This is a genomic window from Streptomyces sp. LHD-70 (assembly GCF_031157275.1).
GTDB lineage: Bacteria > Actinomycetota > Actinomycetes > Streptomycetales > Streptomycetaceae > Streptomyces.
The window spans coordinates 133,722-146,274 of sequence record NZ_JAVIFW010000008.1; the positions used below are offsets into that span (position 1 = coordinate 133,722).

The 12,553-nt window shown below is 72.7% G+C and carries 11 protein-coding genes; 4 read left to right on the forward strand and 7 right to left on the reverse strand.

What is annotated here, in order from left to right:
* Positions 1 to 80 precede the first annotated feature (80 nt).
* Positions 81 to 314 (forward strand): hypothetical protein, encoded by a 234-nt coding sequence (locus tag RCO28_RS17470; RefSeq protein WP_308942068.1) that lies wholly within the window; start codon positions 81 to 83, stop codon positions 312 to 314.
* On the forward strand, positions 305 to 679 hold the full coding sequence (locus tag RCO28_RS17475) for an ATP-binding protein (RefSeq protein WP_308942069.1): 375 nt from the start codon (positions 305 to 307) through the stop codon (positions 677 to 679). The genes RCO28_RS17470 and RCO28_RS17475 overlap by 10 nt, the downstream gene beginning before the upstream one ends.
* Here the strand turns inward: RCO28_RS17475 and purH are convergent.
* The gene (gene purH / locus RCO28_RS17480; protein ID WP_308942070.1) at positions 676 to 2,247 is read right to left on the reverse strand and encodes a bifunctional phosphoribosylaminoimidazolecarboxamide formyltransferase/IMP cyclohydrolase; all 1,572 of its coding nucleotides are present in this window, start codon (positions 2,245 to 2,247) and stop codon (positions 676 to 678) included. The two genes, RCO28_RS17475 and purH, sit on opposite strands and share 4 nt — an antisense overlap.
* Positions 2,244 to 2,885, reverse strand: coding sequence for a phosphoribosylglycinamide formyltransferase (purN, locus tag RCO28_RS17485; RefSeq protein WP_308942071.1), 642 nt, complete (start codon positions 2,883 to 2,885; stop codon positions 2,244 to 2,246). Before purN ends, purH begins: the two co-directional genes overlap by 4 nt.
* Before the next feature lie 217 nt (positions 2,886 to 3,102).
* On the opposite strand from purN, the gene RCO28_RS17490 reads away from it, so the two are divergent.
* Positions 3,103 to 3,963 (forward strand): hypothetical protein, encoded by an 861-nt coding sequence (locus tag RCO28_RS17490; RefSeq protein WP_308942072.1) that lies wholly within the window; start codon positions 3,103 to 3,105, stop codon positions 3,961 to 3,963.
* Positions 3,964 to 3,976: 13 nt separating this feature from the next.
* Here the strand turns inward: RCO28_RS17490 and RCO28_RS17495 are convergent, their stop codons facing one another.
* Entirely contained in the window at positions 3,977 to 5,707 is a 1,731-nt protein-coding gene (locus RCO28_RS17495; RefSeq protein WP_308942073.1) for a DUF6350 family protein, read from the reverse strand.
* A gap of 180 nt (positions 5,708 to 5,887) precedes the next feature.
* Between RCO28_RS17495 and RCO28_RS17500 the strand changes: the two genes are divergently transcribed.
* On the forward strand, positions 5,888 to 7,189 hold the full coding sequence (locus RCO28_RS17500; protein ID WP_308942074.1) for a helix-turn-helix domain-containing protein: 1,302 nt from the start codon (positions 5,888 to 5,890) through the stop codon (positions 7,187 to 7,189).
* 73 nt (positions 7,190 to 7,262) lie between these two features.
* Here RCO28_RS17500 and sucD read toward each other — a convergent pair whose 3' ends face one another.
* The 4 genes from sucD to RCO28_RS17520 all read right to left on the reverse strand — a co-directional run bounded on the left by sucD (position 7,263) and on the right by RCO28_RS17520 (position 12,467).
* Positions 7,263 to 8,147, reverse strand: a complete 885-nt coding sequence (gene sucD, locus RCO28_RS17505) for a succinate--CoA ligase subunit alpha (RefSeq protein ID WP_308942075.1) — start codon at positions 8,145 to 8,147, stop codon at positions 7,263 to 7,265.
* A gap of 21 nt (positions 8,148 to 8,168) precedes the next feature.
* On the reverse strand, positions 8,169 to 9,347 hold the full coding sequence (gene sucC, locus RCO28_RS17510) for an ADP-forming succinate--CoA ligase subunit beta (protein WP_308942076.1): 1,179 nt from the start codon (positions 9,345 to 9,347) through the stop codon (positions 8,169 to 8,171).
* 573 nt (positions 9,348 to 9,920) lie between these two features.
* The gene (locus RCO28_RS17515; RefSeq protein WP_308942077.1) at positions 9,921 to 11,225 is read right to left on the reverse strand and encodes a hypothetical protein; all 1,305 of its coding nucleotides are present in this window, start codon (positions 11,223 to 11,225) and stop codon (positions 9,921 to 9,923) included.
* Positions 11,226 to 11,345: 120 nt separating this feature from the next.
* Complete coding sequence (locus RCO28_RS17520; RefSeq protein WP_308942078.1) at positions 11,346 to 12,467, reverse strand: hypothetical protein; 1,122 nt, start codon at positions 12,465 to 12,467, stop codon at positions 11,346 to 11,348.
* Positions 12,468 to 12,553: the final 86 nt, after the last annotated feature.

Genomic DNA, 12,553 nt, shown 5'->3' on the forward strand with positions numbered 1-12,553 from the left:
CGAAACCCCTTCAACCGTACGCAACCCAACGTCACGCTGTGAGGGATTCGTCACACACCGCACACACGGAAAGGCGCCCCATGGCAATGGACATGGACATGGACACGGACCCGGACATCGACACCTGCGTGGAGCAACTCCGCACCGCCCTCGCCACCCACGGCATCAAACTGCCGTCACTCGGCGTCGACGCCCCGACCTTCGCCGCACAGCTCCCCATCCGCCCCCTCGTCGCGCTCGGGAACTGCAACACCGCAACCGCCCAAGCCCTCACCCACGTACTGAACAAGGCGGCGGGCACCCCATGCGACTGATCCTGGAACTGCCCGCGCAGGCGAAAGCGGTACCGGAGGTACGCCGGGCCGTACGCCGACACCTCGGCACCGGCAGCAGTCCCGAAGTCGAGTTGTGCGTGAGCGAGTTACTGACCAACGTCGTGCAACACGTGGGTGAGGGAGCCCCGGTGACCGTCGATGTGAGCCCGACCCGGGTGGCGGTCAGCGATCCGGATCCGCACGGCCTGCCCGTATCCCTGCAACAGCAAGACCCCGGCGCCGAGTCGGGCCGGGGTCTGATGCTGCTGGCCGCCGTGTCAGCGCGCTGGGGCGTGACACGGCGGCCGGACGGCAAGACCGTCTGGTGCGAGCTGCTGCCTACGACGCACCAAGTCGGAACCTAGTGGAAGAAGTGCCGAGTCCCCGTGAAGTACATCGTCACGCCCGCCTTCTTCGCGGCCTCGACGACCAGCTCGTCGCGGACCGAACCGCCGGGCTGGACCACGGCCTTGACGCCCGCGGCCGTGAGGATCTCCAGGCCGTCCGGGAACGGGAAGAACGCGTCGGACGCGGCGTACGAACCGGCCGCGCGCTCCTCGCCCGCGCGCTCCACGGCGAGCTTCGCCGAGTCGACGCGGTTGACCTGGCCCATGCCGACGCCGACCGAGGCGCCGTCCTTGGCGAGCAGGATCGCGTTGGACTTCACGGCCCGGCAGGCGCGCCAGGCGAAGGCCAGTTCGGCCAGCTCGCCGGAGGACAGCGCCTCGCCCGTCGCGAGCGTCCAGTTCGCCGGGTCGTCGCCCTCGGCCTGCAGCGTGTCCGTGATCTGGGCGAGGCCGCCGCCGTCGATCGGCTTGAACTCGGCGACCAGCTCGGGCGCTTCGGGGCAGCGCAGCACGCGGATGTTCTTCTTCCGCGCAAGCACCTCGACCGCGCCGTCCTCGTAGTCCGGCGCCACGATGACCTCGGTGAAGATCTCCGCGACCTGCTCGGCCATCGCCACGGAGACCGGGCGGTTGACGGCGATCACGCCGCCGAACGCGGACAGCGGGTCACAGGCGTGCGCCTTGCGGTGCGCCTCGGCGACGTCCGCACCGACCGCGATGCCGCACGGGTTGGCGTGCTTGATGATCGCGACGGCCGGCTCGGCGTGGTCGTACGCGGCCCGGCGCGCGGCGTCGGTGTCCGTGTAGTTGTTGTACGACATCTCCTTGCCGTGCAGCTGCTCGGCGCTCGCGAGACCGCCGCAGCCGCCGGTGTAGAGGGCGGCCGCCTGGTGCGGGTTCTCGCCGTACCGCAGCACGTTCTTGCGCTCGTACGTGACGCCGAGGAAGGACGGGAACTCGCCGCCGTCGCCCGCGTAGTCCGCCGCGAACCAGCCCGCGACGGCCACGTCGTACTCCGCGGTGTGCCGGAAGGCCTCGGCCGCGAGCCGCTTGCGGGCGGTCAGGTCGAAGCCGCCCTCCTTGGCGGCGGCGAGCACGTCCGCGTACCGCTCGGGGCTGGTGACGACCGCGACCGAGGGGTGGTTCTTGGCGGCGGCGCGGACCATCGACGGGCCGCCGATGTCGATCTGCTCCACGCACTCGTCGGGCGTCGCACCGGACTCCACGGTCTGCGTGAACGGGTACAGGTTCACGACGACCAGGTCGAAGGGCTCCACGCCCAGCTCGGCGAGCTGCTCACGGTGGGAGTCGAGGCGCAGGTCGGCGAGGATCCCGGCGTGCACGCGCGGGTGCAGCGTCTTGACCCGGCCGTCCAGGCACTCGGGGAAGCCGGTGAGCTCCTCGACCTTGGTGACGGGCACCCCGGCGGCGGCGATCTTCGCGGCGGTGGAGCCGGTGGAGACGAGCTGGACGCCCGCCTCGTGCAGCCCGAGCGCCAGCTCTTCGAGGCCGGTCTTGTCATAGACGCTGATGAGAGCCCTGCGGATGGGGCGCTGACCTTCTACGGTCGTACCTTCGGCGGTCACGGGATGGAAACCTTTCGTCCCTCAATGCGGTAGCCGTGCCGGGCCAGACGCCCCACGACCTCGACGAGCAGCTTGCGCTCGACTTCCTTGATGCGCTCGTGGAGCGCGGCGCCACCGTCCTCGTGGTCCTCGTCCCGGACCTCGACCACGCCCTGCGCGATGATCGGCCCGGTGTCGACGCCGTCGTCGACGAAGTGGACGGTGCAGCCGGTGACCTTCGCGCCGTACGCGAGCGCGTCACGCACGCCGCGGGCACCGGGAAAGCTGGGGAGCAGCGCGGGGTGGGTGTTCACGGTCCGCCCGCCGAAGCGCGCGAGGAACTCCTTGCCCACGATCTTCATGAACCCGGCGGAGATCACCAGGTCGGGCTCGTAAGCGGCGACGGCCTCGGCGAGCGCCCGGTCCCACTCCTCGCGCGTGGGGTGGTCCTGCACCCGGCACACGAAGGTCGGCAGGCCCACATGCTCGGCCCGTTCCAGACCGGCGATCCCGCTCCGGTCGGCGCCGACGGCGACGATCTCGGCACCGTAGGCGTCGCTGCCCACGGCGTCGATTTCGTCGATCAGCGCCTGGAGGTTGGTACCGGACCCGGAGACGAGCACGACGAGGCGCTTCGGGGCGGCGGCAGATGAGGCCACGACGGGGCCCTTTCATGGCTTGCTCGGCTTTGTGCGGTCGTACAAATGCTTCATGACCCCCGATACGGGGAACTCTACGAAGCGCTCGACCGTCAGCAACGATACCGGCACACGATGCGGCCCCCACGGGACGGGGACCCGGCCGGAAGGTAGCGTCTGGGAAGCAAGCGCTACGCATGCCCAGTACGGGCCTCAACTAGGGGAAGACGCACACCAGATGCCGGACCGACTGCCCACGCCCCCGTCCTCGCCGCAGCAGGACCCGTCCGAGGACGGGATCCGGCCGAGCGCGGGCCCGGACACGGAGAGCACCGGCGCCGACACATCCGGCAACGCGAACGGCGCGGACCGTGCGGATCGCGCGGACCGGGCGGATCGTGCGGACAACCCCTTCGCCCCGCCGCCCGAGGGCAGCCCGGACCGCCCGTGGCAGCCGCGGCAGCAGGACAACGGCGAGCGGAAGGGCGGCCAGGGCGGCGGCAGCCGCTGGAGCAGCCGCCAGCCCGGCCGCTCCTCGGGCCCGTTCGGCCAGCGGCCCGGTGACCCCGAGGGCCAGGGCGGCGGCCAGGGCGGTCCCGGCAGCGGGCTGCGCTGGGACCCGACGGACCCGGTCCAGCGCCGCGCGCGGTACGCACTGCTCGCCGGCATGTGGGGCTTCTTCTTCGCCCTGTTCTCCTGGCCGTACGTGGCGCTGCTGCTCGCCGCGCTCGCGATCTACTGGGCGGTCGGCTCGCTGCGCGGACTCCCCGTGGGGGACGGCAAGGGAGGCGGGAAGGCCGAGCGGTCGGCTTCCGCGACTGCCGCTCAGGTGGCTGGGACCGCGCCTTCGCCCGGGGCGGGGCCCGCGGGCCCTCCCGCCCACGAGGGCGTCGGCAAGCCGCAGAGGACTGCGGCGATCAGCGGTCTGGTGACCGCGATCCTGGCGCTCGCGATGGTCGCGGCCACGTTCACGGCGCAGATCGTCTACCGCGACTACTACACCTGCGTCAACGACGCCCTGACGACCACGGCCCAGAAGTCCTGCGAGGACCTGCTCCCGGAGCAGCTCCGCCCGTTCCTCGGCACGCCGGAGGAGTAGCGGCTCCGCCCGTTCACCTGGAGTCGGGCTCGGGGTCCGGCCCCCGGTTCGGCTTCGGGTCTGGCCCCCGGTTCGGCCTCGGCTTCGGTTCCGGTTCCGGTTCCGGTTCCGGTTCCGGGCGTACGGAGAAGTCGTACGGCTCGAAGCCGAGGGCCGAACTCGCCTCCTGCGTACCGGACTTGGCGCGCCACGGCGCCCACCAGTGACGGCGACCGGCTGCCACGGGACGCGTCCGCTCCTGCTTCGCGCGGCGACGCCACAGCCGTACGCGCGGCAGCCGCACGCGCGGCAGCCAGTCCCAGCGCGGCAGCCGCACGCGCGGCACCCGAGCCCAGCGCGGAAGGCGCGGCACCGGCACCCGTACACCCGCGGCCCGAGCCCACAGGTCCCGCGCCCGCCAGGTCCGTACGCGCCAGGCCCGCAGACCCAGGGCGACCGGTGTGCCGAGCAGGCCCGACCAGAGCAGGGCCGCGCCGCCCGTCTGCCACCACACCGGACCGAAGTCCGCGAGCGCCCCGTCGCCCAGCGGGCCGCCCGCGAGCGCCGCGAGCAGGGCGAGGGCGAGCCCGCACAGCAGCGCGGCGAGCCCCGCCGTCAGCGCCGTCTCACCCCGCGACCATGCCCGGGCCTCCGCGCCCTTCGCGCCCTTCTCGTCCTCCGCGCCCTTCGGCGCCGCCGCGCGTGCCGTGAACCAGCCGACCGTCAGCCCGCACACCCCGCCGACCGCGCACGCCGCCCAGGTCAGCGGCGTACCGGTGGCCGAGTCCGGGATCGCGGCTAGCAGCGGGAAGGGCGGAAGCTGCGGGTCCGCGGGGGCGCCCGCGGGCCAGGCCGCGCCGCTCGCGCCGAGCGTGAAACCGGGCCCGAGGCCGTAAGAGGCGCCCCACACCGCCGCGTTGGGCACCAGCGCGATCGCCAGGAGCAGCACCGCGACCCGCCCCGCCCACAGGTCGCTCAGCTGGAGATACGTGGTCTGCGCGGCCTGGGCGTGCACGACGAGCGAGACCGCGACGAGCAGCGCGCCGCCGCCCACCAGGACCACCACCCCGGCGGCGGCCGCCCGCAGCGCGGGGCCGGTCCGAGGGCGGGGACGGCCTTCCCGGTGCGGATCCGGGTCGACGAGACGGCTGAGCCGGGCGGGCAGCGGGCCGTGCGGGCGGCCGTACGCGTTCCACACCCCGGCGGCCGTGCCGAGCACCGCGAGCGCGACGAGGTGCAGCCCGGCGCTCAGCGGGTCCGCGCGCAGCGGGCCGTCGGTCGCGAAGAGCGTCGCGAGCGCGCCGACCGCCAGGTACCCGGCGACGACTCCGCCCAGGGCGATGCGCGGCCCGTCCGCGCTGTCGGCGGCGTCGCGGCCCGCGCGGTGCAGCAGCAGCGCGGGCACGACGGCGAGGAGCAGCGGGGTCACGCCGAGCGGCGCCGGGTCGCCGGAGAGGCCGTCGGTCCTGACCAGGTCGGCGCCGTGGGCGAGCAGCCACAGTCCGGCCGCGACATGCAGCGCACCGTCCGCGCCGCTGTCCGGATACGGCGAGCTGACCCACCCGGCGATCACGAGGACGGCGAACCCGCCGAGGCCGACTCCGGCCGCGACGCCGCCACCGACAACTGCGCCGAGGAGCGCGGAGCTTCTACGCCGCCGGCCGCTGCGCGCGAGCCCGCCGAGCACCGACGACGGCGGCGCCGCCGAGGCCTGCGAACCGGCTGGGGGACGGGGCGACGAGCTGCGGTCGGTTGTGTGCGTCACGCCCGCCATGCTCCCAACGACACGCGATTTCTCGTCGTAACAGGCGAATACACGCAGTGTCGCCCAATATACGTTTATGTACTTTTTCGTACGGCATTGGGCTGCACGCACCACTGCGGTCCGCCTTGCGAACGACGGTTCGAACGACGGTCCTACGGCCCACGGTGTGGAGAGTCCGACATGACCCAGAGCCCCGCCACCCCGCTGCCGTCCCCCAAGGAGTGCCGACGGCTGCGGGAGGCGCAGGATCTGACGCAGGCACAGGTCGCGGCGAAGGTCGGCGTCACCCGCGAGACGGTCAGGTCCTGGGAGACCGGCCGCACCACCCCCCGAGGCAGCAAGCGCGCAGCATACGCCCGCCTGCTCGCCGCCGCCCCGGCCCCGGCCCCGGCCTCCACCCGCCCGCCGAACGCCTCGCCCAAGGGCCGCTCGACGAGCACGTCACGAACGCCGAAGTCCACCGGCGCCGGGAAGACACACGGCTCGAAGGCGACAAGCCCGAGCAGCACCGACACCGACACCGACGCGGCACCGGCGGCCACGGCGGCACCGGCGGCCACTGCGGCCACTGCGGCCACGGCGGCCACGGCGGCCACTGCGGACAGCGGTGCCCCGGAGAAGGTGACCGAGCGAGCGGCGGAGCCCTCGCCACCAGAAGCCGCGACCGGCTCCGCAAGCAGTGGCCGACTGACGCCCGATCAGGCCTTCGACGCCCTGTACGCGTTCACCTCCCCCGCCCTCGTACGCCAGACGTATCTGCTCACCGGGCGGCGGGAGCTCGCGAAGGAGGCGGTGGAGCGGGCGTTTCAGCAGGCCTGGGAGCGGTGGCCCGAAGTGGCCGTCGACCGGGACCCGGTGGGGTGGGTGCGGGCGGTCGCGTACGAGTACGCGCTCTCGCCCTGGCACCGGCTGCGCCGCAGACACCGGCAGCCGGAGGCCCCGCCCGCCGAGGCCGAGGACCGCAAGCTGCTCGACACCCTGCTCGGCCTGCCCGCGCCGTACCGCCGGACGCTCGTGCTCTACGACGGTGTCGGGCTCGATCTGCCCGAGACCGCCGCCGAGACGGAGGCCTCCACTCCGGCCGCCGCGCACCGGCTCCTGCACGCCCGCGAGGCCGTCGCCGAGCGGCTGCCCGAACTGTCCGATCCGACCGAACTTCAGCGCAGGCTGGACGAGTTGGCGCGCGCGGAGAAGCTCGGCGCCGGTCCCGCCACCGTCGTACGACGAGGTGGAGAGCACCGCTCCCGGTTCTGGACGCGGGCCGCGATCGCGTTCACGGCGCTGATCATCGGCGCCTCGGCGCTGGCGCTCGCGACCTCGCCGCGCCAGTACGAGCCGGTGCCCGCGCCCGGGGCGCCGATCAGCGGGGTGCCGGCGCGGATGGGTCCCGGGCCGCTCACCCCGCAGGACAAGTGGCTGCAGCAGAAGCTGAAGGCCGACCCGAGGAACGGTCCGGAACGGCTCGCTCCGCGAGTCGAGTGACCCCCCTTTACGCATACGCGCGGGCCCGCACCCCAGGCAGGAGGGGTGCGGGCCCGCGTACGTACAGCGCTGGTCAGCCGCCCAGGATGGCGCGTGCCAGCTTGGCCGTCTCGGTCGGGGTCTTGCCGACCTTGACGCCCGCGGCCTCGAGGGCCTCCTTCTTGGCCTGCGCGGTGCCGGAGGAGCCGGAGACGATGGCGCCGGCGTGGCCCATGGTCTTGCCCTCGGGGGCGGTGAAGCCCGCGACGTAACCGACGACCGGCTTGGTGACGTTGGCCTTGATGTAGTCGGCCGCACGCTCCTCGGCGTCGCCGCCGATCTCGCCGATCATCACGATCAGGTCGGTGTCGGGGTCGGCCTCGAACGCCTCGAGGGCGTCGATGTGCGTCGTACCGATGACCGGGTCGCCACCGATGCCGACGGCGGAGCTGAAGCCGATGTCACGGAGCTCGTACATCATCTGGTACGTCAGCGTGCCGGACTTCGAGACCAGGCCGATGCGGCCCGGCTTCGTGATGTCGCCCGGGATGATGCCGGCGTTGGACTGGCCCGGCGTGATGAGGCCGGGGCAGTTCGGGCCGATGATGCGGGTCTTGTTGCCCTTGGCCTTGGCGTACGCCCAGAAGGCGGCCGAGTCGTGGACGGCGATGCCCTCGGTGATGACCACGGCGAGCGGGATCTCGGCGTCGATGGCCTCGACGACCGCGGCCTTGGAGAAGGCCGGGGGCACGAAGAGGACGGAGACGTTGGCGCCCGTCTTCTCCATCGCCTCGGCGACGGAGCCGAAGACCGGTACCTCGGTGCCGTCGAAGTCGACGGACGTGCCGGCCTTGCGCGGGTTCACACCGCCGACGACGTTGGTGCCGTCACCGAGCATGAGCTTGGTGTGCTTCATGCCGGTGGCGCCGGTCATGCCCTGGACGATGACCTTGCTGTCCTTGTTGAGGAAGATAGCCATGGCTGTTCTGTCCCTCGTCCCTTACTTCGCGGCCGCGAGCTCGGCGGCCTTGTCGGCCGCGCCGTCCATGGTGTCCACGCGCTGCACCAGCGGGTGGTTGGCGTCGCTGAGGATCTTGCGACCCAGCTCCGCGTTGTTGCCGTCGAGGCGCACGACCAGCGGCTTGTTGACCTCTTCGCCCTTGGACTTGAGGAGCGCCAGGGCCTGGACGATGCCGTTGGCGACCTCGTCGCAGGCGGTGATGCCGCCGAAGACGTTGACGAAGACGGACTTGACGTCCGGGTCGCCGAGGATGATCTCCAGGCCGTTCGCCATGACCTCGGCGGAGGCACCGCCACCGATGTCGAGGAAGTTGGCGGGCTTGACGTTGCTGTGCGCCTCACCGGCGTACGCGACGACGTCCAGGGTCGACATGACCAGGCCGGCGCCGTTGCCGATGATGCCGACCTCGCCGTCGAGCTTCACGTAGTTGAGGCCCTTGGCCTTGGCCGCAGCCTCGAGCGGGTTGGCTGCGTCCTTGTCCTCGAGCGCCTCGTGCTCGGGCTGACGGAAGTCGGCGTTCGCGTCGAGCGACACCTTGCCGTCGAGGGCCAGGATGTCGCCGTTGGCGACCTTGGCGAGGGGGTTCACCTCGACGAGGAGGGCGTCCTCGGCGACGAAGGTGTCCCACAGGGTCACCATGACCTCGGCGACCTTCTCGGCGACCTCGGCCGGGAACTTCGCCTGCGCGACGATCTCGCGGGCCTTCTCGAGGGTGACGCCCTCGTTGGAGTCGACCGGAACCTTGGCCAGGGCCTCGGGGGTCTTCTCGGCGACCTCCTCGATGTCCATGCCGCCCTGCACGGACGCCATGGCGAGGAAGGTGCGGTTGGTGCGGTCGAGGAGGTACGAGACGTAGTACTCCTCGAGGATCTCGGGAGCCGTCTCGGCGATCATCACCTTGTGGACCGTGTGGCCCTTGATGTCCATGCCGAGGATGTCCGTCGCGCGAGCGACGGCCTCGTCCGGCGTCGCCGCCAGCTTCACGCCGCCGGCCTTGCCGCGGCCGCCGACCTTCACCTGCGCCTTGACGACGGACTTGCCGCCAAGCCGCTCGGTCGCCTCGCGGGCTGCCTCAGGCGTGTCGATGACTTCACCGGCCAGCACCGGTACACCGTGCTTGGCGAAGAGGTCCCTCGCCTGGTACTCGAACAGGTCCACGCGCGTCCGTCCCTTTTCAGTGGTATCGCGTCGATCGCGGTGCGGCAGGCACTTCGGTTGTGTGTGCCGTCGCTTCGCGTTCTGTCACGTTCGTTTTCTGCGTGGGCGTGCCGCGAAGGGCAACGTGACTGCGCTGTCACTGAGGGTGGCGTGCACGGTGTCCGTGGACGCGGCATGTCCGTCTCGCAGGTTATCGCCGTGGGACGTAGGTCCCTAAATCGCAGATCACACTCCGGCGGTGATTACGGTCACAGGCGGGGTCACGGACAGCGGGCCGAGCGGCGCTGCGCGTGGCCTTCGAGGTTCCGAAGGCCACGCGCAGCGCGGGTCCGCTCGGCCCGCTGTTCGGGTGCTGCTGGGGTGTGTCCGTTCCTTGCAGGCGGGACGCAGCTCCGTTTTGTGCCGTGGTGCTGTGGTGCTGTGGTGCGTGGTGCCGTGGTGCCGTGGTGCTGTGGTGCCGCCGGGTGTCCGGGCGTCGTCCGGGTCGGTCACCGGCCGGGGTCCGGCCGAGTCGGGTCAGCTCGGTCGGATCGCCCCGGCTCGGGGCGCCCGGGTCGGGTCACCTCGGTCGGGTCAGAGGCCCGAGAGGAAGTTGGGCGTGATCGCCGAGACCGTGTTCTGGACACCGGAGACGGCGTTGCCCACGAGCGGGGTCGCGTCCGACTTGACCGTGCCGGTCAGGTCCTGCGCGAGCGGCTGGACGCCGGCGGTGACGTTCTGCGTCAGGCTGGTGGTGCTCTGGCCGACGCCCTGGCCCAGGGTCGTCACCTCGTCGGTGACGCCGCCGACGGCCGGCTTCGCGTCCTCCACGACGGCACCCGCGAACGGCTGCACCTCACCGACGACGCCGGCCGCGAACGGCTGCACGTCGACGCTGACGTCCTGGGCCAGCACACCGGCGTCGGACACGGCCTGGCCGGCGACCGGCAGGACCGAGTCGACCGCGGCGGAGGCCAGCGGCGGCAGCACGGCGCGGGAGGTCTCGTCCACGATCGGCGAGGCCTGGGCCACGGCGCCCTGGGCGGCACCCTGCGCGGCACCCGGAGCCTGGGCGACGAGGTGCTGCGCGTGGCCCTGGCCGCTCTGCGCGTGGCCCTGGACCTGGAGACCGGCGCCCTGCACCTGGCCCCTGGTCTCGGCGCCGACGCCCTGGACCTGGCCCGGGGCCTGCGCGACCAGCTCGGGGGCGAAGGTGGCGAGCGGACCGAAGAGGTAGTCGACCTGACCCTGCGCGTCCGCGACCTGGCCCTTGACCTCGCCCTTCGCGTCCGCGACGTGACCCTTTGCGTGGGCGACCTGGCCCTTGGCCTCACCCTTCGCGTCCGCGACGTGACCCTTTGCGTGGGCGCCCTGGCCCCGGACGTCGCCGAGGTCCGGGGTGCCGACGGCCGGGATGGCGCCGTACGCCGGGAGTTCGCCGTCGACGTACTGGCGGGCCTGGTCCGCGGCGTCCCTCACGTCAGCGGCGCGCTCGTCCTTGAGGTCGCCGACCTGACCGGCGGTGCCCTCGACCTTGCCCGTCGCCGCGCCCTTGGCCTGCGCGGCCGTGGACTTGGCCTTGCCGGTGACGCCGTCGGCCTTGCCGGTGACGGCCTCGGCCTGCGACTTCACGCCGGAGGCGGTCGACTTGGCGGTGCCGGTGGCGCCGTCGACAGCGTCGATGTCGGTCACGTCGCCGACCGTGTCCTGGACGCCCTTGACCGCGTCGACGTCCACGTCCGGGGTGCTGACGGGCAGCGAGGAGGTGGGCAGTTCGGCGGCGTTGGCGCCCGCGGCACCCATCGCGATGACGCTGGTGGCACCAGCGGCTATGACGACGGTGCGGCGCAGGTTCCGGCTGGCGGTCACGGCTTTGCTGGGCTTGCTGTGCTTGCTCATGCTTGCGTCGATTCCTTCGAATTCGAGAGGGTCGGGAGCGCAAGGGGAAGTGCGCGCTCCCTGGATGGGCAGACCTGTCCCGCCCCCGCGCGGCAGGTCCAAGGCGGGGGAAGGCCTGCCCTAACCCGGGAATTCGAGGATGTCGCGGTGCCTGTCACGCGTCGGGTAGTACGCCGCGGCGGCGCCCCCACCGGCCGTGAGCCCGAACGTCGGCTCACCCGCCGCGGCCGCCGCGTGCAGCTCGCCGTGCCGCTGCGCACCGCTGTCGCTCGCCGACTGCCCGGCGATTCCGTACGGGCCGGGGCCCTGCGGACCGTCGTACGGCAGCTGCGGCTGCGACCGGCGCGCGTCCCGGCCCACGGAGTCGTGCGCAGGGTGACCGGCCATGGCGAAGGCGCCGACGCGCCGCTCCCGCAGCTGGCACGCGGAGTCCTGCCGCGCCTTGCGCTTCTCGCCGCTGACCCGCGGACCGTGCTCGCGCGCCGACGGAGCGGTGCCGTCCAGTACGGGCTGCGTGGCGTCCCGGCCCGATCCGATGTCCCCGGGCCCCGGCAACGACGGCCGGGGGAACGGCGATTCGGGCAACCTCCGCGCGGCCTCCTCGGCCAGCACCCCGAGCGGATTCCCGACGGCACGGACCACCTCAGCCGTGAGGGACCGGACGAGGGTGGCCGTGGCGGAGGCTGTCGCGGTGGTTGCCGCGGTGGTTGCCGCGGTGGTTGCCGCGTCCGTCGTCGCGGTGGCTGTCGCCGTGGCTGTCGCCGTGGCTGTCGCGGCGATGGTGGAGGCGGCGGTGGAGGCGGCGTCCCGCAGGGTGGGGTTCAGGGCGGGCTTGGGTGCAGGCTTGTGCGTGAGCCCCTGCGCGGGCTTCGAGTCGGAGGCCGTGGCCGCGCCGTCCGGCGAACTGACCGCGTCCGTGGCCTGCTTGTCTGCGTCCGCGTCCGCCCTCGCGGTGTCCGAGCCCACGGTCGAGGTGCCCCGTCCCACCGGCGAAGTCTCCGCGTCCACCGTGGCAGTGGAGGCAGCCGGGGTGGGAGTGGAGGTGGCCGTGGAGTTGGAGGTGGTGACGGTGTCCGGCCGTTGCGGAGTGTCCATCGCCTCCGCCGCCTGCGCCCGGCCGCCGAACAGCAACCCGAGCGCGAACAGCGCACCCACGAACAGGCTCACGCGCAGCGCACGCCGACCGCCCGCCGAGCGCACCATGCGCTCGGCGGCGGCGGGAAGCGCGGCTGCTGCAGTCAAGTTCGGGGAGCCCTCCAAGTAGGCGGCGCCCGATACTTGCATGCGACGGCAGGCGTTGCGCAAGTCCCCTGTGACTGATGGGCAGC